The sequence below is a fragment of the Jidongwangia harbinensis genome (assembly GCF_020216025.1).
Classification (GTDB): Bacteria; Actinomycetota; Actinomycetes; order Mycobacteriales; family Micromonosporaceae; genus Actinoplanes; species Actinoplanes harbinensis.
In genome coordinates this window covers 40661-63820 of sequence record NZ_JAIWNC010000001.1, presented here as the reverse complement: position 1 = coordinate 63820, position 23160 = coordinate 40661, and the positions used below count along the sequence as shown (strand labels likewise).

19 protein-coding genes and 1 pseudogene are annotated in these 23160 nt (G+C 72.5%); 12 read left to right on the top strand and 8 right to left on the bottom strand.

Going from position 1 to position 23160, the window contains the following annotated elements; genetic code table 11:
* The first annotated feature begins 103 nt into the window (after positions 1-103).
* A complete protein-coding gene (locus tag LDL48_RS00280) occupies positions 104-715 on the top strand; it encodes a DUF998 domain-containing protein (RefSeq protein ID WP_225253309.1) in 612 nt (203 codons plus the stop codon).
* 43 nt (positions 716-758) lie between these two features.
* On the opposite strand, the gene LDL48_RS00275 is transcribed toward LDL48_RS00280, so the two are convergent.
* The gene (locus LDL48_RS00275; protein ID WP_225252875.1) at positions 759-1274 is read right to left on the bottom strand and encodes a CGNR zinc finger domain-containing protein; all 516 of its coding nucleotides are present in this window, start codon (positions 1272-1274) and stop codon (positions 759-761) included.
* 84 nt (positions 1275-1358) lie between these two features.
* Here LDL48_RS00275 and LDL48_RS00270 point away from each other — a divergent pair, with 84 nt between their 5' ends.
* The 3 genes from LDL48_RS00270 to LDL48_RS00260 all read left to right on the top strand — a co-directional run bounded on the left by LDL48_RS00270 (position 1359) and on the right by LDL48_RS00260 (position 4480).
* Positions 1359-2231 (top strand): alpha/beta fold hydrolase, encoded by an 873-nt coding sequence (locus tag LDL48_RS00270; RefSeq protein ID WP_225252874.1) that lies wholly within the window; start codon positions 1359-1361, stop codon positions 2229-2231.
* A 414-nt stretch (positions 2232-2645) separates the two neighbouring features.
* A complete protein-coding gene (locus LDL48_RS00265; RefSeq protein ID WP_225252873.1) occupies positions 2646-3932 on the top strand; it encodes an APC family permease in 1287 nt (428 codons plus the stop codon).
* A 68-nt stretch (positions 3933-4000) separates the two neighbouring features.
* Positions 4001-4480 (top strand): hypothetical protein, encoded by a 480-nt coding sequence (locus LDL48_RS00260; RefSeq protein ID WP_225252872.1) that lies wholly within the window; start codon positions 4001-4003, stop codon positions 4478-4480.
* Here LDL48_RS00260 and LDL48_RS44345 read toward each other — a convergent pair.
* Positions 4463-5476 carry a winged helix-turn-helix domain-containing protein gene (locus LDL48_RS44345; protein ID WP_225252871.1) on the bottom strand — a complete coding sequence of 338 codons (1014 nt, stop codon included), beginning with the start codon at positions 5474-5476 and terminating at the stop codon, positions 4463-4465. The genes LDL48_RS00260 and LDL48_RS44345 overlap by 18 nt on opposite strands.
* A 180-nt stretch (positions 5477-5656) precedes the next feature.
* Between LDL48_RS44345 and LDL48_RS00250 the strand changes: the two genes are divergently transcribed.
* From LDL48_RS00250 to LDL48_RS00220, 7 genes and pseudogenes are all read left to right on the top strand, one after another.
* Positions 5657-6244, top strand: a complete 588-nt coding sequence (locus LDL48_RS00250) for a dihydrofolate reductase family protein (protein ID WP_225252870.1) — start codon at positions 5657-5659, stop codon at positions 6242-6244.
* A gap of 176 nt (positions 6245-6420) precedes the next feature.
* Complete coding sequence (locus LDL48_RS00245; protein ID WP_225253308.1) at positions 6421-7188, top strand: ABC transporter ATP-binding protein; 768 nt, start codon at positions 6421-6423, stop codon at positions 7186-7188.
* 3 nt (positions 7189-7191) lie between these two features.
* Positions 7192-9726 carry an ABC transporter permease gene (locus LDL48_RS00240; RefSeq protein ID WP_225252869.1) on the top strand — a complete coding sequence of 845 codons (2535 nt, stop codon included), beginning with the start codon at positions 7192-7194 and terminating at the stop codon, positions 9724-9726.
* 121 nt (positions 9727-9847) lie between these two features.
* Positions 9848-10609: pseudogene (locus LDL48_RS44945) on the top strand (UbiA family prenyltransferase); the annotation flags it as partial.
* A gap of 94 nt (positions 10610-10703) precedes the next feature.
* On the top strand, positions 10704-11336 hold the full coding sequence (locus LDL48_RS00230; RefSeq protein WP_225253321.1) for a hypothetical protein: 633 nt from the start codon (positions 10704-10706) through the stop codon (positions 11334-11336).
* Between the two features lie 4 nt (positions 11337-11340).
* Positions 11341-12192, top strand: a complete 852-nt coding sequence (gene pdxY, locus LDL48_RS00225; RefSeq protein ID WP_225252868.1) for a pyridoxal kinase PdxY — start codon at positions 11341-11343, stop codon at positions 12190-12192.
* Between the two features lie 27 nt (positions 12193-12219).
* Positions 12220-12798 carry a hypothetical protein gene (locus LDL48_RS00220; RefSeq protein ID WP_225252867.1) on the top strand — a complete coding sequence of 193 codons (579 nt, stop codon included), beginning with the start codon at positions 12220-12222 and terminating at the stop codon, positions 12796-12798.
* A 45-nt stretch (positions 12799-12843) separates the two neighbouring features.
* On the opposite strand, the gene LDL48_RS00215 is transcribed toward LDL48_RS00220, so the two are convergent.
* On the bottom strand, positions 12844-13317 hold the full coding sequence (locus LDL48_RS00215) for a transglutaminase-like domain-containing protein (protein WP_225252866.1): 474 nt from the start codon (positions 13315-13317) through the stop codon (positions 12844-12846).
* A gap of 134 nt (positions 13318-13451) precedes the next feature.
* On the opposite strand from LDL48_RS00215, the gene LDL48_RS00210 reads away from it, so the two are divergent.
* Positions 13452-14612 carry an outer membrane protein assembly factor BamB family protein gene (locus LDL48_RS00210; protein ID WP_225252865.1) on the top strand — a complete coding sequence of 387 codons (1161 nt, stop codon included), beginning with the start codon at positions 13452-13454 and terminating at the stop codon, positions 14610-14612.
* A gap of 176 nt (positions 14613-14788) precedes the next feature.
* Here LDL48_RS00210 and LDL48_RS00205 read toward each other — a convergent pair whose 3' ends face one another.
* From LDL48_RS00205 to LDL48_RS00185, 5 genes are all read right to left on the bottom strand, one after another.
* Positions 14789-18106, bottom strand: a complete 3318-nt coding sequence (locus tag LDL48_RS00205) for a S8 family serine peptidase (protein WP_225252864.1) — start codon at positions 18104-18106, stop codon at positions 14789-14791.
* An 82-nt stretch (positions 18107-18188) separates the two neighbouring features.
* The gene (locus LDL48_RS00200; RefSeq protein WP_225252863.1) at positions 18189-18650 is read right to left on the bottom strand and encodes a DUF427 domain-containing protein; all 462 of its coding nucleotides are present in this window, start codon (positions 18648-18650) and stop codon (positions 18189-18191) included.
* Between the two features lie 133 nt (positions 18651-18783).
* A complete protein-coding gene (locus LDL48_RS00195; RefSeq protein ID WP_225252862.1) occupies positions 18784-19518 on the bottom strand; it encodes a glycoside hydrolase family 11 protein in 735 nt (244 codons plus the stop codon).
* 76 nt (positions 19519-19594) lie between these two features.
* Entirely contained in the window at positions 19595-20788 is a 1194-nt protein-coding gene (locus LDL48_RS00190) for a chymotrypsin family serine protease (RefSeq protein ID WP_225252861.1), read from the bottom strand.
* 236 nt (positions 20789-21024) lie between these two features.
* Positions 21025-23064 (bottom strand): amidohydrolase family protein, encoded by a 2040-nt coding sequence (locus LDL48_RS00185; RefSeq protein ID WP_225252860.1) that lies wholly within the window; start codon positions 23062-23064, stop codon positions 21025-21027.
* Positions 23065-23160: the final 96 nt, after the last annotated feature.

Here is a 23160-nt window from a genome sequence, read left to right as displayed (position 1 = left end):
CGCGATCGCGGGTCCGGACGACACCACCACCGGAGGAAACGTGAACGACGTCAGGCCCGAACCGTCCCCGGTCCCGCGGAATCGTGGAGCGGGAGTGGCGCTCATGGCCGCCGCCGCCATCTACTTCGCCGCCGAGTTCATCACCGCGGCGGCCTGGACGGATCCGCCCTACAGCTACACGTACCACTTCATCAGCAACCTCGGGGTGCACGGCCCCGCCACCGCGTTCGGGCAGTTCATGTACTCGCCGCTGGCCTGGGTGATGAACACCGGGCTGGTGCTGTTCGGCATCGCCGTGCTGGCCGGGGTGCTGATGCTGCGGGGACTGCCGGCCGGGCGTCGCTGGGCGCTGGCCGGGACGGCCACGTTGCTGGCGGCCGGCATCACCCTGGTGGCGCTGTTCCCCGGCTCCGGCGAGTCCGGTGGCGGCCCGGTCGATTTTCACGCTCTGGGCGCCTTCACGGCGTTCACCGGCGGCAACGTGCTGGCGATCCTGGCCGGCCGGGCGCACCGCTTCCTCGGCGTCTCCCGCACCCGGGGGCGGGTCCTGGTGGGGCTGGGACTGCTGGGCTTCGGCTCGCTGGCCGTCTTCATGGCCGTCGTCGCGTCGGAGGGCGCCCTGATCGGCCTCGCCGAGCGGGGCATCATCTACCCGTTCATGATCGGCTACCTCGTGCTGGGAGCGGCGCTGGTGCCGGCCCGGCCGCGACCGTGACCGGGCGCACCGGCGAGGTCGTCCGGCCGGAGCGCCGGCGCGGTCACCCCTGGGCCGCCCGCCGGGTGTAGTGGCGGCGGGCCTTCATCCGGTTGCCGCAGACGGCCATCGAGCACCAGCGGGCGTTGTTGCTCTTGGAGTGATCGACCAGGAACAGGCTGCACTCGTCGTTCGCGCAGGCCCGCAGGCGCCCGGGCGGGCCGGCCGCCAGCGCGTCCCAGGCGAGGACCGCGCGGGCCGCCGGCATCCGCTCGGCGGGCCCGGTCAGGGTCCAGGTCACGGCGCCGCCGGCGAGCGCCGGCCGGGCGCTGATTCCGGCGAGCGCGGCGGCGAGGGCGTCCGGTTCGCCGGTCGCCCGCACGGTGTGCTGCAGCGCGTCCCGGGTGGCGCGCAGCAGGCCGGGATCGACGCGGGAGGGCGGATCGGTCAGGTGCCGGCGCACCCAGTCGCGCACCGCGCCGTCGTCCGCCAGCTGGTCCCGGCGGGCGCCGTCGACCGTCGGCGTCGTGTTCAGCAGCGCGAGCAGATACGCCTCGTCCCGGGATGACTGCCCGACCATCGCCTAACCTCCAAAAGCTTCTTGACAGGTTACCCGACGCCTGGTCGACTCTAACCATCAAAAATAGTTACGGAGGTTAGAGGAATGAGCGCCGTCCATCACCGCTACGCCACCGTCGACCGGCAGCAGATCTTCTACCGGGAGGCGGGGCCGGCCGACGCGCCGGCGGTCGTGCTGCTGCACGGCTTCCCGACCAGCTCGTTCATGTTCCGCGACCTGATTCCGCGGCTGGCCGGCCGCTATCGCGTGATCGCGCCGGACTTCCTGGGCTTCGGGCTGTCCGACGCCCCGCCGGTCGAGGCGTTCGACTACACGTTCGACGCCCTCGCGGAGCTGACCGCGGCACTGCTGGCGCGGCTGGGCGTGGCGCGGTACGCGATCTACGTCCAGGACTACGGTGCGCCGGTCGGCTGGCGGCTGGCGCTGCGCCACCCGGCCGCGGTCACCGCGGTCATCAGCCAGAGCGGCAACGGGTACGACGAGGGTTTCGTCGAGGACTTCTGGCGCGACATCCGCGCGTACCAGGAGAAGCCGACGCCGGAGCTGGAGGCGACGATGCGGGCCGCGCTGACGCTGGACGCGATCCGCTGGCAGTACACCGCCGGCGTGCCGGACGAGAGCCTGGTCAGCCCGGACACCTGGCACCACGACCACGCGCTGGTGTCGCGTCCGGGCAACGCCGAGGTCCAGCTCACGCTGTTCCGCGACTACGCGACCAATCCGCCGCTCTACCCGGCGCTGCACGCCTGGCTGCGCGAGCGGCAGGTGCCGGTGCTGGCGGTGTGGGGCCGCCACGATCCGATCTTCGGCCCGGACGGCGCGCGGGCGTTCGCCCGCGACACCGGCAACGCCGAGGTGCATCTGCTGGACGGCGGCCACTTCCTGCTGGAGAGCGCGGGTGAGGAGGTCGCCGCCCTGATCCGTACGTTCCTGGGCAGGCACGCGCCGCACTTCTGACCGGTCCGGCCCGGCAACCGGAGGTCGCTCGACGCGCCGGTGACGAGGACGGTTCTGCTCATCAGACGACGCCTCCGTTGCACGCCATGCCGTCCGCGGCGAGCCGGTTCGCCACCGCGCGGCCGATGCCACCGGAGCCTCCGGTGACGAGGGCGATCCGTGAGTCGGACACTCTTTCTCCTTCGGGCTTCGCAGGGTCGGCCCGGATGAGCCGGCAGCCGGACGGCCGCACCCGACCTCTTGCCCGCTCGGGCCGGACAAGATCGGCGGAATCTTGCGGCAAGACCGCGGTTGATTGCGGAACCTGGCGAGCCGCCGAACGACGTTCGGCCGGGAACGGCGTTACGGCGAATCCGCCGAACGAGGTTCAGAATCGCGCGGCGGAGTCCGTCCATCCGGCTAGATTTCGCCGCCATGTCCACTCAGACAGATCGCGTACGACCGGCGGCCCGACGTCCTGCCGGAGCACACCGCCTGGGGCTGGGGGAGGGCACCGCCCTCCTCGTCGGAGCGGTACTCGGCCCCGGGGTGATGGTGCTTCCCGCCCTCGCGGCGAAGGCGGCCGGACCGGCCTCGATCCTGGCGTGGGCCGTGCTGCTGGTCTTCAGCGTGCCGGTGGCCGCCACCTTCGCGGCGCTCGGCGCCCGCCATCCCGACGGCGGCGGCGTCGCCACCTTCGTCGCCCGCGCCTTCGGCCGCCGTCTCGCGGCCCCGGTCGGCTGGTGGTTCTTCTTCGCCGTGCCGGTCGGGGTGCTGGCCGGGGCGCTGGTGGGCGGTGAGTACGTCGCGGCGGCGCTCGGCGCCGGCCGTACCACCGCGGTGTGGATCGGGGTGGCGATCCTCGCCGCGGCGTTCGGCGTCAACCACGTCGGCCTGCGCCTGAGCGGCCGCGTACAACTCGGGACGGTCGGCGTGCTGGCCGTCCTGCTGCTGGTCACGATGATCGTGGCCGCGCCGGCCGGCCGCCCGGTGAACTTCACCCCGTTCGCACCGCACGGCTGGATGGCCGTCGGCACCGCCGCCGGCGTGCTGTTCTACGCCGTCTCCGGCTGGGAGGCGGCCAGCCACCTCTCGGCCGAGTTCCGCGACCCGCGCCGCCACCTGCCCCGGGCCACCGGACTGACGCTGGCCGTCGTGTCGGTGCTCTACCTGTCGCTCGCGGTCACCACCATCGGCGTCCTCGGTGCCGCCGCCGGCACCACGCCGGTGCCGTTGAGCCGGTTGCTGGAAACCGCGTTCGGCGCGGGCGGCCGGACGGTCACCGCCGTCGCGGCGGTCTTTCTCAGCTTCATCGCGGTGAACACCTACCTCGCCGGCGGCGCCCGGCTGGGGGCGGCGCTGGCCCGGGACGGGGCGCTGCCGCGGGCACTGGCGAAGGGCGGCACCCCGGGCGGCGTACCCCGGCGCAGCCTCACCGTCCAGATGGTGCTGTGCGCGGTCGCCGTCGTCGGTGCGGCCGTGTTCGGGATCGGCCTGGACGGCCTGATGCGGGTCACCTCCGCCTGCCTCGCGGCGGTCTCCTGCGCCGGCATGGCCGCCGCGCTCCGGCTGCTGCCGGGTCGTTCCGTCCTCTGGTACGGCGCCCTCGCCGGGCTCGCCTTCACCGCCCTGGTCCTGGCGTTCAGCGGCGTGCTGCTGTTGATCCCGGCCGTCCTGGGCCTGGGTGCGCTGTGCGCGGTCGGCTCGGCACCGAGGGGCTGAACCCGGTTGTGCAGAGTGGACGGTCTCGGCATACTGCCTTCGGTTCGCTGTGATCGACGGGGAGAAGTATGCGAATTCGTGCTGCCATGGTCGTCCCGGTTGCGCTCGGAGTCGTGCTGGCCGCGTGCGGTGACAACGCTGATCCCGAGCCCGCCGCCACCCCGCAGGAGGCGCTGACCCGCCTCATCGGCTACATCGCCGACGACAAGGGCGAGCAGGCCTGCGCGTCGATGATCGTCGCGGCCCGGGAGAAGTTCGGACCGGACAACGACGCGAAGGACTGCGAGACCGCGGTCAGCAGCCTGTCCAGCCGGATCACCGACAAGAAGGCTTTCCGGGAGATGGTCCCGTCCGGCCTCGAGATCGACGGTGACACCGCGGAGGTCAGCGGCTACTGCGGTGAGGGCTGGACCCGGGCCGACGGGAGCCGGAGCACGCTCCGGTTCGACCCGAACGACCTGGGCACGCTGGAACTGCAGAAGACCGGCGACGGCTGGGTGATCTACGACTACACGGGTCAGAAGCACTACTCATCCTGCGGCGGCTGACGACTCACCCGCCGGGCCGCCCGCATCCGGGTGGGCGTCGGCCTCGGCGAGCTGGTCGCCCAGCCGGGTGCGCTGGTAGAGCAGCCGCCGCCCGGCGCGTTCGGTGGCCGCCAGCCCGGCGTCGCGCAGCGTCGTCAAGTGGTGTGACGCCGTTCCGGCGGCCAGTCCCAGGCGCTCGGCGACGTCGCGGGTGCAGTGCGGTGCGGCGAGAAGTTCCAGGACCGCGGCCCTGGTCGGGCCGAGCAGTGCGGACAGCGGCCGGTCCGCTCCGTCCGGGGTCCACAGGTTGCCGAAGCCCCGGGGCGCGTACCAGAGGCTGCGGCCGGTCGGTGAGCCGGTCAGCGCGTACACCTCGGTGCCGGCGAAACCGGTGGGCAGCAGGGTCAGGTCGTGGCCGTCGAGAGTCCACCGTCCCTGCTTGTCCGGGTAACGCAGGAGCAGCGCGGACCCGTCCCAGTCCACCTTCGTGTGCAGGCCGTGGACCAGCATCCGGGCGCCGCGCTCGGACGCCGCGCGGGCGCGGGTGGCGATCTCGGCGTCCGCGGCCGCGCGCAGCCGCGGCCAGAGCGGCCTGACCGCGACGGTGAAGTACCCGCGGATCTCGTCGAGGAGGTCCGCGAGCCCGTTGCGCGGGTCGCGGGCGAACCGGTCGATCTCCGGCGGCGCGTCGTGCCCGGCCCAGCCGGCGAGGACCTCCTCCGCGACCTGGTCGAGCGGGGTGGCGGCGACCTCGGCCAGCTCGTCGGCGAGCGTCGGGCGGGCGGTGCGCGGCACCGGCGTGAGGAAGTCCGGCAGGTATCCGCGCGGGCCGAGCAGCACCGCCCGGAACGTGGGCCGGGCGGGCAGGGACGTGGTCACCCGGGACCGCCACGACGCCGGCAGCCAACCGGCGGAGCCGCCGCGCAGCGCGAAGGCACTGGCCGCCACCTCGGCCATCGGCGAGTGCGCGAACCGTAGGCCGGCCAGGTCCGCGGCGCGGAACTCCCACTCGATCACCGGGCCATTCGAGCACAGTCGATCGGCCCGGCGCCACGCCGGGCGTCACCGGCAGCGGGCGGCGCCCATCCGGATCTCCCGGATTCCGGCCGGCCCGGTGTCGGATCCGGGGCGGGCCGATCGTGGGGTAGGTGCGCGGGCCGGCCGGAGGGGCCGCCCGGATCGGGAAGGGATGTCGACATGACCGCCGTCTACACCTGGGACGTCTTCGCCACGCTCGACGGTTACGGCTCGTACGCCGAGGGCGCCGACTGGGGCGGCTACTGGAGCAGGCAGGGCCCGGAACTCCTCGCGCACCGCGCCGCGCTGTTCGACACCCGGCAGCGGATGGTCTTCGGGGCCACCACGTTCCGGGAGACCGCCGCGATCATGTCCTCGGGCATCGATCCGCACGCGCTCGACGAGTGGAACGTCCGGACGATGCGGATGCCGGCGACGGTGATCTCGTCCACGCTGGGCGACACCCTCGGCTGGCCGGACGCGACCATCGTCAGCGGTGACGCGGCGGACATCGTCACCCGGCTCAAGCAGGAGTCGGACGTGCCGTTGCGGTCGCCGGCCAGCCTGTCGCTGAACCGGGCACTGATGGCCGCCGGCCTGGTCGACCGCGTCCAGGTGACGATCTTCCCGGTCGTCTCCGGACGGACCGGGACCAGCCCGGTCTTCGCCGGTGCGGCCGACTTCGACCTCGAACTGCTCGAGAGCCGCACACTCGACGGTCACATCCAGGAACTCGTCTACCGTCCCACGCTCCGGCCGGCCCGTTGAACCGCAGGGGTATGGCTAGCACCACCTACCGGGCTGCGGCTGACGGAACCGTCAACCGGCCAGTTGCCAGGATCAAGATCGCCCGGCCGGATCACTAGCGTTCTGCCAGGACAGCGGGCCGCCGGAGATCAACGGCGGCCCGAGACGGCAGAGGGCCGAAGGAGCAGACGGTGACGCTGACAGCGACGTCGGGACACGCCACGGGGCAGGCCGCGCCGGTCGCCGCCCGTGCGGATCAGGTATGGAAGGTGTACGGCAGCGGCGAGGCCGAGGTGACCGCGCTGCGCGGGGTGAGCGTGTCGCTGGAACGGGGCGCGTTCACCGCCATCATGGGCCCGTCCGGCTCCGGCAAGTCGACCCTCATGCACTGCCTGGCCGGGCTGGACTCGGTCAGCCGCGGCACGGTGCACATCGGTCGCACGAAGGTGACCGGGCTCGGCGACAAGGCGCTCACCCGGGTGCGCCGCGACCAGGTGGGGTTCATCTTCCAGCAGTTCAACCTGCTGCCGACGCTGACCGCGGAGGAGAACATCACGCTTCCGCTGACCATCGCCGGACGCCGGCCGGACCGGACGTGGTTCGACACCGTGGTCGACACCGTCGGACTCCGGAACCGGCTCCGGCACCGGCCCGCCCAGCTCTCCGGCGGCCAGCAGCAGCGCGTGGCCTGCGCCCGGGCCCTGGTCGCCCGGCCCGAGGTCATCTTCGCCGACGAGCCCACCGGCAGCCTCGACTCCCGCTCCGGTGCCGAGGTCCTCGGCTTCCTGCGCGACTCCGTCCACCGGTTCGGGCAAACCATCGTCATGGTCACCCACGACCCGGTCGCCGCCGCCTACGCCGACCGCGTCGTCTTTCTGGCGGACGGTGCGCTCGTCAGTGAACTGCACGCGCCCACCGCCGACTCCGTGCTCGACACCATGCGGCGCCTGGACGCGGGGGTCTGAGCGATGGTGCGGGTGATGCTCAGGAGCGTGCTGTCGCGCAAGCTGCGGCTTGTGCTGTCCGGCCTGGCGGTGGTGCTCGGGGTGATGTTCGTGTCCGGGGCGTTCGTGCTCACCGACGCCCTCGGCCGGTCGTACGAGAACCTGTTCGCGACGGTGCACCAGAACACCGACGTGCAGGTGCGGGCCGGGTCCGGATCGGACCGTCCGGACGGGCCGGCGGCGATCACGGCCGGGACGCTGGCGAAGGTGCGCGGGCTGTCCGGCGTGGCGTCCGCCACCGGGGTCGTCTCCGTCGACGGCGCCCGCGTCGTCGGCGCCGACGGGAAGGTGGTGGCGGGCTTCGACGCGCCACGCCTCGGCTCGAACTGGACCGGCGAGGACGACCTCGTCCGGTTGCGGTCCGGGCGCGGCCCGGACCGGGCCGGCGAGATCGTGGTGAACGCCGGCCTCGCCGAGGCCGCCGGCCTCCGGGTCGGCGATCGGGTGGGCGTGCTGACGACCCGGCCCAAGCAGGTGTTCACGCTGGTCGGGATCACCGGGTACAGCGGCGGCCGGGACAGCCTCGGCGGCGCCCACGAGGTGTCGTTCCACGAGTCGGAGGCCGCCCGGCTGATGCTGGGCAGGCCTGCGGTGTTCTCCGCCGTCGACGTGACAGCCGCCGCCGGGACCACGCCCGAGCAGGTGCGCGACGCGGTACGCACGGCGCTCGGAGACTCGTTCCGGGTGCGCACCGGCGCGGAGTTGCGGAAGGCGGAGACGGACGAGTTCAAGGACACGCTCGGCTTCTTCACCATGGTGCTGCTGGGCTTCGCCTCGGTGGCGCTGTTCGTGGGCACCTTCCTGATCCTGAACACGTTCTCGATCCTCGTGGCGCAGCGGACCCGGGAACTGGCGCTGATGCGGGCGCTCGGGGCCAGCCGCCGGCAGACGCGCAACTCGGTGCTGGTCGAGGCGGTCCTCATCGGGCTGTTCGCCTCGGGCCTCGGGCTCGCGGCCGGTGTCGCGGTGGGGTACCTGCTCGCCTGGCTGTTCAGCACCCGGACCGGCGCCGACCTGGAACTGGCGAGCGTGGCGGTGCCGGTCCCGGCCGTGGTCGCGTCGTTCTCGGTCGGACTGGTGATCACCGTCGTGGCGGCGCTGCTGCCGGCGGTGCGGGCTTCGCGGATCCCGCCGATGGCGGCGCTGCGCGAGGCGGCCACCCCGGACCGCCCGCTGACCAGGCTGACGGTCGCCGGCTCGCTGGTCGCGGTGGCCGGTGGGGTGCTGCTGGTCCTCGGCCTGACCGGCGACGACGGAACCGCCGTGGTGAGCGTCCTCGGCGGTGTCCTGCTGACCTTCGTGGGGGTGGCGCTGCTGACGCCGATCCTCGCCCGGCCGGTCGTGGGGGTCATCGGGCGGGCTCTGTCGTGGAGCGTTCCCGGCAAGCTCGGCCGGCTGAACTCGGCGCGCAACCCGCGCCGGACCGCGATCACCGCGGCGGCCCTGATGGTCGGCGTCGCGCTGATCACCGGCGTCACCACGATCGTCAGCTCGATCGAGGCCACCATCACCTCGGTGTTCGACAAGGAACTGTCCGCCGAGCTGATCATCTCCGGCGACCCGTCCGCCGGCCGCCCGCCGACCTTCGACCCGGCGGTGCTCGAGCGGGCGAGGGAGATCCCCGGCGTGACCGGGCTCGCCGGTGACTACACCGACGTCGCACAGACCCTCGGCGAGGAGGACAACATCACGATCATCTCCGACCTGCCGGCGTACGCGCGGATGTTCAATCTCCGCGCGGCCGAGGGCACGATCGGGACGCTCGGTCCCGGCGAGGTCCTCATCGACGCGGCGCGCGCCACGAGACACCACCTCCGCGTCGGATCGACCACCGACGTACGGCTCGCCCGCGGCAAACCGCGCACCATGACGATCGCCGGGATCTACGCCGACAGCCAGACCACCCACGGGCTCATCCTGCCGCCGAACCTGATCGGCGAGCTGCGGGTCCCGCAGCCGTCGTGGGCCTTTCTGGACGTGGCCGACGGCACCGACGTCGAGGCGGTCCGCCGGCAGGTCGACGCGTTGCTCGCGGACAGTCCCGAGGTGACGGTCTCGAACCGGTCCGCGTTCGTCGGGCAACAGACGGCGCAGCTCGACTCGGTGCTGCGGATGGTGCAGATCCTGCTGGCGCTGGCGGTACTCATCGCGGTGCTCGGCATCGTCAACACGCTCGCCCTGTCGGTCCTGGAACGGACCCGGGAGATCGGGCTGCTGCGGGCGATCGGGCTGCGCCGCGGCCAGGTCATGCGGATGGTCACCGTGGAAGCGGTCGTCATCTCCCTGTTCGGTGCGCTGCTCGGCATCGTGCTCGGCGGCGGACTCGGGGCGGCGGTGATGAAGACGCTGGAGTCCGGTGGCCTGTCGACGTTCGCGATGCCGTGGGCGGCGATGGGAACGTACCTGGTGCTCGGCGGGCTGATCGGTGTCGTGGCGGCGGTGCTGCCGGCGATCCGGGCCGCGCGGGTGAACGTGCTGCGGGCCATCTCGTACGAGTAGCCCACCGGACGGGCTCCGGCTGATCACGAGATCTCTGTGGCATGATGGGTCGTCGTTTTCCCATTCACCGAGCGCGCGCCGGCCCTCGGAATGGGTCTGGTGTCCGTTCGCGGAGAGCAACATGCCGAAGTTCACGCCAAGCCCGGCGAGGGCACCGGACGGGATCGGACAGCGAGGCGTCGTCGAGTATTTCCTCCGCAACAGGCTTCACCTTCTCCCGGTCGCCGCGCTGATCATCGTGGGCGGGCCGCCGGCACTTTTCGAATCGAGTCCGTCGTGGCGCGCATTGCCGCCGGTCCTGCTGGCGGGATTCGGGGTATATCAGTTGAATCGCGTGTTCGACGGAGCGGAAGACCGGATAAACGACCCCGACGGGTACGCCAAGACGGTGGCCGCCAGGCCACTCGTCACGGGGGCCGGCATCGGCGCGATAACGGCGAGCGTTCTGTCGTCCCTCATCCTGATGAGTTATGCCGCCACCGTCGTACTGTCGATTATTCTGCTGGCCGGTGTCCTCTATTCGCTTCCGTTCCTGGAGGCCGGGGGGCACCGGGTCCGGCTCAAACAGGTCTTCGTCGTGAAGAACGTCGTGCCGTCGGTCGTCTGGCCCGCCACCACGGTGGGATATCCGGTGCTGGCCGGGACCGACGTCGGCGCGCTGCCACTGGTGCTGGCCGTGACCGCGCTGGCGTGGGGGGTGTGCACGATCGAGATCGCCTGGGACGTCCGGGACGCACACGGTGATCGAATGGCGGGCATCCGTACCCTGGCGACCGTCTGGGGTGCCCGCCGGGCACTCATTGTTCCGCTTCTCGGCGCCGGCGGCGAGGCGCTGATCATTGTGACCCTGGTCCACCTCGGCAGGCTGGCGGAGATATGGCTGCTGCCGGCCGCCCTGCTGGTATTTCTGCCCGCGATCGCCTTCCTCTGGAGAGATTCCCTGGCCGCCAAAGCCCTTAGAGATCAACACTTGGGCGATGCTGCTTGTCATCGCGCTGATCCTGGAAAAATCGTCGGGCGCGGTCGTCTCCATTGTGAAGACACCGGGGCACATCGATGTCAAGGTATGGGCCGCGGTGTGCACCATGGCGCTGGTGTTCGGCCTGTTGCTCGCCACCACCGTCGGCCTGCTGGTGCTGCATGTGCGTTTCGACGCCCCGTACGGCTACTGGTACGTGGTCCTGGACAATCTGTTCCTCACCGTCCCGCTGTACCTCGCGGTGCGGTTCATCGCGGCGTCCACCGGCTTCGACCAGACACCGGCGTCGCCCAGCGGCCTCAACCAGGGTCTGTTCCGGACCGGCGTGCTGCTGATCGCCGCGTCCTTCATCTACCTGTTCGTCCGCGACCTGCGGGTCCTGCCGAAGATCCGGGACCACATCTCCGTACCGCCGCTGGTCGCCGTCAGCACCCTGCACCTGCTGGGTGCGCTGCTGTTCCTGTCGGCGGCCGTCGCCCCCAGCCTCATCGTGTACGTGGCCGGGATCGGCGCGATCGGGCTCGCCTTCTTCTTCACCGGGATGGCGGCGATTCCGTTCATCGAGTCGCGTTATGCGGCGCGCCGCCCGGCCGCCGGACCGGACCAGCCCGCCGCCGGTTCTCTAGGCTGAGGCGATGAAGGTTCTGTCCATCCAGTCGGCCGTCGCCCACGGTCACGTCGGGAACTCGGCGGCGGTGTTCCCGCTGCAGCGCATCGGTGTCGAGGTCGTCCCGGTGCCGACCGTGAACTTCTCCAACCACACCGGCTACGGCGCCTGGCGCGGGCCGCTCATCCCACCACCGGACGTGGCGGAGATCCTCCTCGGTGTGCAGGAGCGCGGCGTGTTCCCGCAGATCGACGTCGTGCTGTCCGGATACCAGGGCGGGGTGGGCATCGGCGACGTCATCATCGACGCGGTGCGCCGGGTGAAGGCCGCCAACCCCGCGGCCGTCTATGCCTGCGACCCGGTGATGGGCAACGCCAGATCCGGGTGTTTCGTCGCACCGGAGATCCCCGACCTGCTCCGCGACCGGGTGGTGCCGGTGGCCGACATCATCACCCCGAACCAGTTCGAGCTCGGTTTCCTGACCGGCACCGAGCCGGCCGGCATCGAGTCGACCCTCGCCTCGGTCGACCTGGCCCGCGCCATGGGCCCGTCGACCGTGCTGGTCACCAGCGTCGAGCGGCCCGACCGGGCGGACGACGTCATCGAGATGCTGGTCGTGGACGGCACCGGCGCCTGGCTGGTCAGCACCCCGCACCTGCCGTTCAAGGCGAACGGGTCCGGTGACGTCACGGCGGCGCTGTTCACCGCACACTACGTCGGGACCGGCGACGCCGCGGTGGCGCTGGAACGCACCGCCTCCAGCGTCTTCGATCTGATCGAGACCACCTACCGGTCCGGCGAACGGGAGCTTCAACTGGTGCAGGCCCAGGAGTTCTACGCCGCGCCGCGCATGCAGTTCCGGGCCGAACGGGTGCGCTGAACGCCGGCCGCGATCAAGGAGTGGGCGATGATCGATCTGGACCGGCCGGCGCGGTACCCGGCGGACCGAACCTCGCCGGGCGGGTGGCGCCGGCTCGCTACCGCGCGGGCGCTGGCCACGGTTGTGGCAGGGGCGTTGCTGACCGGCGCGGTGCTGGGCGGCGTCGCGATGTACCTCGGGTGGTACCGGCCGTTGGCGGCGTCGGTGGAACAGGCGGAGCGGGCCGACGGATCCGCGGTCGCGCTGCTGCTGTTCGCGGAACCCGGGGTGCGGACGGGACCCGCCGAGCCGCGGCGGGTACGCATCGCGGCGCAGGTGACGGTCGTGAATGCCGGACCGGAACCGGTCGACGTCCGCGCCGTCCGCGTCGACCAGCCGGGCGTCACCGTACGCAGCCCCGAGACGGAACGCCAGATCCATCCGGGTACGGCGGTTCCTGTCGACGTGGTGGTCGAGTGGACCTGCGCGGCGGACCCGCCCCGGACGCTCGCCGGGTCCGTCCACGTGGAGACCGTGGACGAACAGGTCCGGACGGTGTCGCCGGTGGAGATCCGCGGCACGTCGTGGATGGAGACCGGGTCCGCCGGTTGCGCCGCACCGGGCTGACCCACCGGCCGCCGGTGTGCCCGCCGGCAGATCGTCCAGCGGCGCTCAGACCGTCTCGATGACCGGTTCGTCGGCCTGCCGGAGGACGTTGTAGACCCGCGGCGGCACGCGGAATCGCCTGGTGCGGTAGCGGGCACGACTGTCGGCGGCGGTGCCGGGGACCGCGGTCACCGCGCAGCGCGAGGTGACCCCGTTCCAGTACTCGACCACCCAGTGATCGCCGTACCGGCCGGGGGTGAAGTACCGGGCGAAGCCGCAGCGGGCCCGGGCCGGGATGCCGTGCGCGCGTAACGCGGCGACCGCGAGGACGGTGAAGTGGCGGCAGCACCCGGCCAGCCGGCGGGCCGGTGCCCGCGGTTCCCCCAGGGGTCTCGGGTCGGCCGTCAGGATGTGGCCGAGAATCTGGTGCGCCGCGCGAAGGTGGCCGGTGGCCGACCGGGCGGACCCGGGCTCGTGGACCAGGAGCCCTCGAACGGCGGCGAGCACGCCGGGCACGGTGGACGGAAGTGCGATTTTCACCATTCGGATCCGAGCCCGGCGCCGCACCCCGGCCGAGTGGTACCCGACCGGGGGACCCCCGCCGCATGGCGTGCGGCAGCGACGCTCCGCCGCCCTAATTTGGATCTTGTCTGATCCGGAGTGAGGGAGCCGTCGTGAAACATCGTGTCCTGTCGTGCGCCGTGGCCGCCGTGCTGGGCGTCGGCGCGGAGGCCGCCCCGGCCACCGCCAAGAGCCCGGACGAGTGGGGTCAGGCCGCCGCGCACGCCACCGGCGACTCGTTCAACCCGGGGGAGAGCAGGCTGACCCCGGCGCTCGCGGCCGAACTCGCGCCGCGGTGGACGGTTCCGATGCACACGGTCAAGTGCGCGGAGCCGTCGGTCCCGCTGGTCGGCGCGCGCCGGCTGATCACCGCCGAGGGCTACCGGATCAGCGGGTACGACGCCGGAACCGGCGCCCTCAAGTGGCGCACCCCGGTCGACGGCAACCGCGACATCGATCTCGCCGCCGTGGTCGGCGGAACGCTGATCGCCCAGTACCGGAAGTGCACCTCGGGCAAGGCGTACCTGATCGCGCTCGACGCCAGGACCGGCAAGACCCGCTACACCCGGCAGATCGCCGCACCGATGTACGGGCTGCTGGCCGACCGCGGCATCCTGGTGGGCGGCGCCTGGGACGCCACGATCAGCAAGTACGTGCTGCGGGGCTACCGGATCGCGGACGGCGCACCGGTCTGGTCCCGCGTCGGCTCGGTGCACGGCGCGACGGTGTCGGCCCGCGGCCGGATGGTGGTGTTCGGAGACGACGGACCGGCCACCGCCATCGACATCACCACCGGCAAGACGGCGTGGCCGGCCGGTAACGGCTGCTTCACCCCGATCGGGGCGTCCACCGACGGCGCCAGGTTCTACGTCCGCTGTGACCCGGACGACCGCATCCGCACCGTCGACGCGCTGACCGGCAAGGTGCTCGGGACCTTCCCCGACCACGGCGCGACGTTCGGCTTCGCCACCGACGGCAAGCGGGTCTACCTGCACACCTTCTCCGACGACGGGGTGCTCGCGGTGGACGCGAAGACCGGGAAGAAGGCCTGGCGCGCCTCGTTCGCCGACCACGGCCCGATCGAGTTCACGCTCGGCGGCGGTGTCGTCTACGGCTGGCGCGGCGACGGCAGACCGCTGGCCGCGTTCGCGACCGGCACCGGCAGCCCGATCAAGCTGACCACGAAGACCGCGGCGTTGCAGGGCGCCCCGGTGGTGGCCCACGGCCGGTTGTACGGCCGGACCGGCGCGACGCTGACGTCCTTCGCGCCGTAGCGCCGGCGGGCCCGTGCGGCACCGCCCCCGGCGGGGGCGCACGGCCCGGGGCGGCGGGCCCCGCAGGCCGGACGGGCGGTGGATGCCCGGGCGCGCCCCCGCGGCCGCGGGCCGGGCCGCGCCGGGGGCCGCGGCCCCCCCCCCCCCCGCCCCCCCCCCACGGCCCGGTGCGTCGGTCAGCGCAGTCCGTACGCTCGGATGATGGTCTGGTCGACGCTGTTGCCGGCGGCGTCGGTGGCCCGGGCGCGCAGCGAGACGAATCCCGACGCCGGGTGGCGCAGGGTCGCGAACCACCGGTCACCGGTGCGGGTCAGCCGGAGCGGCTGCCAGGTCGTCCCGTCGTCGAACGACGCGTCGACGGTGAGGCCGGTGACCTCCGCGGGTGGTGCGTCGGGGTGCTGCGGATCGGGGGCGGTCTGCTGCACGGTGACCGGGAACTGGACCGTCCGGCCGCCGGGTGCCCGGATCTGCTCGTCGACCTCCGGGTCGGCCCGCACCGTCATGATCGGGAGGTACACGACCGGACTGGTCGCGCCCGGCGAGGCGAACGTCCACGAGCCGGTCACCCGGGTGGACGTGTCGAAGACGCTCTGGGTGGCCTCCGTCTCCAGCCGGTAGGTCGCGGCGGCCTGTCCGACCTGGGCGGAGATCTGGCCGGCGGTGGGCCTTTCGAGCAGCTTCACGCCGTCGCGGTACAGCGTGGTGCGGGCGGTGTCGGTCTTCGTCTGTCCATAGTGGCCGGGGCGGTCGCCGTGCAGCGGCACCGTCACGCGCATCGAGCCGAGATTCTGATAGGCCCAGTGGTTCGGGTGCAGCAGGCTCGGGCCGAGCACCCCGGACCACCACCGCTCACGGTACGTCCGGCCGGGTCCGAACTGCCGTTCGCCGGTGGACTGGAGCGCTTCGTACACCGGCACGCCGTCCACCATCCGGTTCCGGTCGACGGTGGTGAACCAGTCGATGCCCTCGGTGGTGAAGTATTCGGTGAGCTGGTGCGGGAGCCGGAAACTGTTCTCCAGGTACAGCCGCCGGACGACTTCGCCGCGCGGCACGGCGGCCGAGCTGGTGGCCACCGCCCAGCCGGCCCCACCGGCGTAGTCGGAATGGACTCTGGCCAGCTCGGACGCGGCCGGACGGCGGATCAGCCCGTCGAAGTTCCGTCCCGTGCGGTAGTAGCTGAGGTGGTAGACGTACGGGCTGGTGCTCATGCCGCCGTCGCCGCCGGGCTCCAGCCAGTCGCCGGTCACCTCGGCCCGGAACCGCTTCGGGTCGCCGGCCGCTCCCACGTGCCCGCTGAACACGCGCTGGAAGCTGCCCTGGGCGACCATGCCGACGGAGGCCGAGGCGCTCAGGCCGGAGAGGTCGAGGTGCGCGTAGCCGAACGGCATCCGGGCCGAGGGCCGGGGCGGGCGCAGGTCGATGGGCTTGGCGGCGCGGGCGTCGAACGTCACCGCGGTGTCGCGGGTGAGGTCGATCGTCGGCGTACCCATGATCGCCACGTCGTCGTTGGCCGGATCGTCGTCGCGTGCGGTGACGACGAGGGCGGCCATGCTGAACTCGCCGCGCGGCAACCGGTACGTCGTGGTGCCGCGCGGGGTCGAGTACCGGACGGCGAGGTAGCGGGCGAGGTTGCCGATGATGAAGCCCCCGGCGACGTCGGCCGGCTGCCCGTCCCGGCCGATGTGGTGCACCGTGAGGTCGTAGCTCTCCTCTTCGCGGTGCGCCCCGACGGCGGTGCTCACCAGCGTCTCGCCGTCGCTGGTGGCGACGACACGGGCGGAGTAGTCGCCCTCGGCGCCGTCGACCCGGGTGTGGACGGTGACCGCGACCCGCGCGGAGCCTCCGGCGGGGACCGTGAGGCGGTCGGTGTCCAGGGTGAACATGCCCTCGGGGGCCGGGGCGCCGCCCGGGCCGGTGGCGACGACGGACAGGGCGACCTCCAGCGGCTCGGCCGCGTCGTTGCGGTAGGTGATCGGGGCGGTGACCGGCGCGTCGTCGGCGTGCGGCCACGGCTGCCCGGGCAGGCTCACGCTGGGCGGATCGGCGACGAGCGGCTGGGCGAGCGCGCGGGCCACGTCGACCCGGCCGGCGCCCTGCTGGAAGACGGTGCTGGACGGGTGCGGCCGCGCCGACGCCATCAGGCGGGCCTTCAGGTCCGCCGCGGTCCATTCCGGGTGGGCCTGGGCCAGCAGCGCCGCCGCCCCGGCCACGTGCGGGGTGGCCATCGAGGTGCCGGACAGGCGGGCGTACGTGTCGTCGACCGGGTTGGCGTCGCCGTTCGGGGTGCCCTTGACCCGGGCCGCCACGATGCCGGCGCCCGGGGCGGTGATGTCGGGCTTGACCGCGCCGTCGCCGAGGCGCGGCCCCGCGCAGGAGAAGAAGGCCAGGGAGTCGTCGCGGTTCACGGCCCCGACGGCGAGCGCGGCCTGGGCGCTGGCCGGGGAGGCGACCTTGTCCTGCACACTGCACTCACCGGTGTTGCCGGCGGCGACCACGAACAGCGCGCCGGTCCGCTCGGTGAGCCGGTTCACCGCCTCCTCGATCGGGTCGGTCCCCGCGTCGTCGGGGCCGCCGAGGCTGAGGTTGATCACCCGCGCCCGTTGTTGCGCGGCCCATTCCATGCCGGCCAGCACCGCCGAGTCCGGGCAGCCCTGCGGGCCGCACACCCTGCCGTTGAGCAGGCTCGCCTCCGGCGCCACGCCCCGGAAGCGGCCCTGCGCGGCGGCGCCCGTCCCGGCGATGGTGGAGGCCACGTGGGTGCCGTGGCCGACCGCGTCGCCGGGCTCCCCGGACACGAAGCTGCGCGCCTGCGTCACCTGACCGGCCAGATCGGGGTGGGTGGTGTCGATGCCGGTGTCGAGCACCGCCACGGTGACGCCCTTGCCGGTGAGGCCGGCCTGCCAGGCGGCCGGCGCGCCGATCTGCGGCACGCTCTGCTCCAGCAACGGCCGGCGCATCCCGTCCAGCCAGATCTTTCCGCCCGCGGCCGCCAGGGAACGCCAGGCCGCCGGGGCGTCCGCCTTGGCGATCCGGGCCACCGATCCGTCCACCACGGGCAGCTGCGCGGTGACCCGCAGGCCCCGGGTGGCGGCCGCCGCACGCGACGACCCGGTCATGATCAGGCCGAGGTCGTCGCGGTCGGCGTCGCCGTACCCGTCCGCGAGCAGCCCGGTCACGTCGAACAGCCGCTCGTCCAGCCGCCCGGCGGCGACCAGACGCGCCGCGTCGGACGGCACCACCAGCAGTCGCTCGCCGGCGTGCTGGACCATGAAGTTGATCGTTCCGCGGCCCGGTGCGGGTCGGGTACGCAGCGCCCGGCCGTCCCGGCCGACGGTCACCTGGTCGCCGGTGATCAGCGTGACCGTGCGCTCCGGGCCGGTGCCCGGGTGCACGGCCGGCGGTCCCGGCTCGGCGCCGGCCGGGCCCGCGGTGCCGACCACCAACACGAAGGCGAGCCCTGCCGCGGCCCGGGCGACGTTTCCGCTCTCCCGCATGGAAACCCCTTTCGATCAGAGAGGGGCATCCTTTCATGGATGAGCGTCGATCAGCCGTGCATTGTGGAGAGCTTCGGGACACCTACCAGCCCGTGGTCTCCGGGCCGCCCTTGAACGGGCCGGTGATGCCCGCGGTGATCCAGCCGCCGTAGAAGTCGCCCTCCTGGGGCCGGACCAGCTCGCCGGACACCCGGCATTCGTCGACCCGGCCCGGGTAGAACGCGACGGCTCCGGCGATGTCCGTGTAGCCGGGCGTGGGGTGTTCGTAGGACCAGCCGGCCCGGCGCACCCGGGTGTGCCCGGCGACCAGGTCCCAGTAGCCGGCGACCCCCTTGAACTCGCAGTACGAGCGGCCCGTGCCGGGCTCCAGCACACCGTCGGCGACGGCGTCGCGGGGGACGTAGTAGACCGGCGGGTGCGAGGTCTCCAGGACCCGCCAGCAGCGGTCGCTGTCGACGATCACCAGCCCGGCGTGCACCACGGTCACCCGGGCGGCGGTGCGCTCCAGGCGCGGCGGACGCGGGTAGTCCCAGACCGATTCCATCCGCCCAGCCTGCCACCCCGGCCGTCCCGCCGCCCGGTCCGCGCGGGCTTCATCAACCGCGACGATCTCAACAACCCGCGGCATCTCGGTGCCGGCCGGGTCGCCGTGCGGCGGCCGGGGCCCGGCCTCGGCGTCACGGCGTCGACGGTGGCCCCGGGGCGCACCGCGGCGCCCGGCCGGCGGTGCTGTCCACCGTCACGTCGGACCATCCGCTGCTCTGGTAGCCCTCGGTCGCCATGATCATGTAGCCCATGGTGGTGCCGAGGGGCATGCCGGCGGCGGCCCACGCGTCGAAGTGGTCGCCGGTGTTGATGGTTCCGGCGGACCGCTTCTCCTGGCGGACGCTGAAGTACGTGTAGTACTGCGGGGAGCCGGGTGGGCTCATCCGCCGGACCCGGTAGATGTCGTAGGTGGCGCCCAGGCTGACCAGGGTGCCCATCGAGTCGCCGATCGGGCGGTAGGTGCCCCAGTTCTCCACGATGTAGAACTCGACGTACGGCTCCCGGGTGGATCCGAAGAGAGTCAGATACGCGTTGCCGCCGGAGTGCAGGGTGCCGCAGTAGGTGAAGGTCCGGCGCCCGCCGGTGGCCCAGCCCTTGCCGCCGAACCAGTTGTTGACCTGGCTCCATCGGGTGCTGTATCGACCGTCCGAGCGCAGGGTCAGCGCCGCGTCGCCGGTGTCCTGCCAGAAGGCGTAGAAGTACCCGTCGTGGGTGCCGGTCTGATTGGTGGTGATGACCGGGCGCTCCGGGGGGCCGGCGGCGTGGGCGCGCGGGGCGGCCGCCACTGCGGTGACCGCCAGTACCGCCGCGCAGGCGACGCCGGCGATCTGCCTGATCCGGCCGCTCGAGCCTGATGTCTGGTCCATGCCGCACCTCCGGGAAGCGCATCCATCGACAACTATAGATGCAAGTGCGACCGGTGGCCCGCCGGGCCCGGAGGATTCAGCCGTTCGCGGTCGTGATGACGTTGTACGACTTGTTGGTACGGCGCGCGGCCTCCTGCAGATCGTGCGACAGCGAGGTGTAGACGCTGTACTCCTGCGGATGGGCCGGGTCGCACGGCTCGCTCCGGGGCGGGCCGCCGGAGAGGACGCCGTACGCCTTGCTGTCCAGCTGGCTGAACAGCGGTCCGCCGCTGTCGCCCTTGCGGCTGCAGATGTCGACCTTGACGCCGTGGCCGCTGTTGCCCTGCAAGAAGTAGTCCTCCATGTTCTTGGCCTTGATCTCACCGCACCGGCTGCCCCACTGATAGCCGGCGCTGTCGGGGTAGATGGTGCCGGTGCCGGTCGCGCAGGCCACGGTGCCGGGAACGATCTGCTCCCGGGTCCGCACACCGCTGATCGCGTACGTGTCACCGCTGCACGGCCTGCTGCTGGGCGTGGTGCAGCTCGCCCCCACCAGGTTGTTGCCGCCACGCCCGTTGAGCCAGTAGCCGCTCCAGTTCATCCCGTCGGTCTGGAACGGCATCAGCGCGTAGTCGTGGAAGGTTCCGCCCGGCTCATTCATGAAGTACGCCGCATCCGGTGGCGCGTTCTGGTCGTGTTCGTCGTACCCGGGCGCCGCCTTCTCCCAGGCCAGCGGTAGGCCGGCGTGGTAGGCGTACTGCCGCTTCGGGCCGGGGCCCTCCACGCGGTGCCCGGCCGCCAGCAGGTAGGCCCAGCCGTCGCTGCCCCGCACCGTGAAGCCCACGGTGCACGAGCCCCGGCGACCGTTCTGCTGGTGGTCGGGGTCCCGGCGGATGTGCATGCGCATGCCGCCGCGCACCGTGGGACCGCAGTTCAACAGCTGACACGACCGCTGGTCGGCCTTCGGCGACGGTCCGGAGGCGTCGACGGTCACCGGGACGCCCGCATCGGCCACCGTGCCGGCCGACCGCCGCACCCGGGCTTCGACGCCGTCGTCCGTACCCCGGTAGGTGACCTTGATGGTCTCGGTCGCCGGGTCCGCCCACACGCCGACGCCGGCACCGGGGCCGGCCGGCAGCCGCTTCGCCACGGCGGTCCGCGCGGCCGCGAGTTCCGCGGCCGTGTGCCGGCTGGGCACGATCCTGGCCTCGGCCGCGGCGGCACCGAGTGCGCGTGTCGCGACGTCGGGCCGGCTGGTACGGAACGTGAGCTTGCCCTCCCGCTGGTCCATCCGGACGTCAGCAGCTCCGTGCCGACCGCCCGGCGAACGGCGCCGACGATGTCGTCGGACCGGGACTGCAGGCGCAGGCGCCGCAACGCCTCGTCCTGCGAGAGCTGATACTTCCGCAGGTAGATGTGCCAACTGCCATGGGTCTACCAGCGGAATCGCGGTGTTCGGCGGCCGATCGCGATCGATCAATCAATGCCGGACAACAAAACCCGGGACGAGCGGGGCGGCCGGTCCGGTCACGCGCGGGACTGCTCCCACATCGCGGTGTACGCCTCGGCGCCGTTGAGCAGGTGGGCGCGCAGCAGTGTCGCGTCCGGACCCGACTGGCCGATCAGGTCGACGATCCAGTCGGCGTAGAGGCCGTACTGGGCGACGCCGTCGGTGTTCAGGTCGAACGTGCGCGAACCGTAGACGTGCCGGGCGACCTGGGTGCCGTTGGTGGCGGTGAACGGGTAGCCGAGCGGACGGGCCGCCGCGTCCAGGCGTGGAGCGGCCTGCGTACCCAGGCCGTTCACGTCGGTGCCGACGCCGTACCCGGTGATCCTCGCGCCGTTGGCCAGGTCCCGGTTGGCCCGCCACTGGTCCAGGAAGGTGGGCGTGCCCTGCCCGTCGTCGCCGGCCGCGAACGCGTAGCCGGCGACGAACCCGCCGACCCCGAGGATCCGGTTGACCATGGTGGGGTCGGACCAGCTGTGCACCGAGGCGACGCCGGGATACCCGGCCTGCTCGGCCAGGTCCAGCACGGCGGACGCGGTCCGCACGCTCATGTGGTCGAGGTGGATGATCATTCCCCGGTCCATCATCCGCTCGATCAGGTACCGGCCGAGGTCGGTGAGGCCGCGTACGTTGCAGATCTTGCCGCTCGGATAGACCGGCAGGATGGCGCCGGCCGGCAGCCCGACCCCGAGCTGCAGCAGCCGGGCGAAGTCGTCGCTGACCAGGGGTTGCTCGTTGTCCGACGGGCCGGTGCAGGAGGTCGCCTGCCACCAGTGTCCGGTGGAGATCAGGTTGCCGAGGTTGATCGCGGCGCCGGTGACGCCGGAGTCGAAGCGGGTGCCGCCGAGCGCGTTGTCGAACTTGTGCACCGGGTAGAGGCCGCTGACGCCCATGCCGGCCAGCTCGTCGAGGCCGGCGTCGATCTGCGCCCGGGTGCACTGCGGCACGTCGTTGATCTCCCGGCACCCGAAGATCTCCGAGTTCTCCACCCCGATGGTGACGGCCAGCTTGCCCGCCGCGGCGATCTGGCGCACCTCGGCCGGCGTGGTGGCCAGCCGGAACCAGCCCTTGCCGGGGCCGCCGCTGCGGGCGTCCACATAGTCCTGCATCCGGCGCAGATAGGTGGACTGGGCCCGGATCTGGTCCATCTCGTCGCACGAGGTGTGTTGCGGGGTCAGGTCGCAGATCATCCGGTTCGCCACCAGCAGCACGTTGAGCACCCGTTGCCCGGACTGCCAGGCACGTTCCAGGCTGCGGAAGTACGAGGCCTCGTGCAGCATGGTGTCGTACTGCGGCCAGTCGTTGAAGGTGGACCAGCCGTCCTCGGCCGAGTTGATCGGGTCGGTGCCGGCGATGATCGCCTCGAGCAGGGCGCCCCAGCCGAGGGTGGCGTGCGAGGGGCAGCCCCGCAGGGCGACCGGTGCGCCGCCGGGCGCGTACGCGTCACCGCAGTGCAGTGATCCGCCGAACGCCTCGGCCGCGGTGATGTGCGCGTGGGCGTCGATCCAGCCGACCAGCCTGCCGTCGGCGTCCACGCCGGGGGACGGGGTGCCGCTGACGCCGGTGGTGATGTCCGGGACCGCGGCGCATCCGCCGGCCGGGGCGAGCGCGACGGTCGAGTCCGCGTTGCTGGCGCCCAGCCCGCCGAGGTACCCGCCCATCCGCCGGCCGGTCGCGGTCGAGACGAAGCGGTAGCGGCCGTCCGCGGCGGTGACCGTCCAGTCGGCCCGCTCGCCGTACGCGTCGCCGGCCCACACCCAGCCGAGCACGCTCTGGTACGGCGGCCTGCCCGCGGAGTCCCGGAGCAGGTAGCGGCCCAGCTGGGTGGCCTCGAACCGGAACGGCTCGGCGTCCGACGCGGTGCCGGTGAAGCCGTAGCCGACGGTGGTGCGCCGGACGTACCCGCGTGCGGTGGACCCGTCGAACACCTGCAGCGTCACGCACGCGCCTTCCAGGTCGTACGCGGGCGTCCACTCCGCGGCCACGGCGGCCGGTGCGGGTAGTCCGACGAGAAGACCGAGCGCCAGCAGGCCCGCCGTCGCCGTGCGCCATCGAGCCACCGGAACCCCCTTGTTCGATCACCCGTCGTACACAAGGGAGTGTAAGAAGCGTCACATCGGAGTTCTAGGGGTAAAGATGAATTTTCCTCTCAGACG

Coding starts and splice junctions, on each gene's coding strand:
- LDL48_RS00280 (WP_225253309.1), top strand. CDS start 104: ATGGCCGCCGCCGCCATCTACTTCGCCGCCGAGTTCATCACCGCGGCG.
- LDL48_RS00275 (WP_225252875.1), bottom strand. CDS start 1,274: ATGGTCGGGCAGTCATCCCGGGACGAGGCGTATCTGCTCGCGCTGCTG.
- LDL48_RS00270 (WP_225252874.1), top strand. CDS start 1,359: ATGAGCGCCGTCCATCACCGCTACGCCACCGTCGACCGGCAGCAGATC.
- LDL48_RS00265 (WP_225252873.1), top strand. CDS start 2,646: ATGTCCACTCAGACAGATCGCGTACGACCGGCGGCCCGACGTCCTGCC.
- LDL48_RS00260 (WP_225252872.1), top strand. CDS start 4,001: ATGCGAATTCGTGCTGCCATGGTCGTCCCGGTTGCGCTCGGAGTCGTG.
- LDL48_RS00250 (WP_225252870.1), top strand. CDS start 5,657: ATGACCGCCGTCTACACCTGGGACGTCTTCGCCACGCTCGACGGTTAC.
- LDL48_RS00240 (WP_225252869.1), top strand. CDS start 7,192: ATGGTGCGGGTGATGCTCAGGAGCGTGCTGTCGCGCAAGCTGCGGCTT.
- LDL48_RS00230 (WP_225253321.1), top strand. CDS start 10,704: ATGCTGCTTGTCATCGCGCTGATCCTGGAAAAATCGTCGGGCGCGGTC.
- pdxY (WP_225252868.1), top strand. CDS start 11,341: ATGAAGGTTCTGTCCATCCAGTCGGCCGTCGCCCACGGTCACGTCGGG.
- LDL48_RS00220 (WP_225252867.1), top strand. CDS start 12,220: ATGATCGATCTGGACCGGCCGGCGCGGTACCCGGCGGACCGAACCTCG.
- LDL48_RS00205 (WP_225252864.1), bottom strand. CDS start 18,106: ATGCGGGAGAGCGGAAACGTCGCCCGGGCCGCGGCAGGGCTCGCCTTC.
- LDL48_RS00200 (WP_225252863.1), bottom strand. CDS start 18,650: ATGGAATCGGTCTGGGACTACCCGCGTCCGCCGCGCCTGGAGCGCACC.
- LDL48_RS00195 (WP_225252862.1), bottom strand. CDS start 19,518: ATGGACCAGACATCAGGCTCGAGCGGCCGGATCAGGCAGATCGCCGGC.
- LDL48_RS00190 (WP_225252861.1), bottom strand. CDS start 20,788: ATGGACCAGCGGGAGGGCAAGCTCACGTTCCGTACCAGCCGGCCCGAC.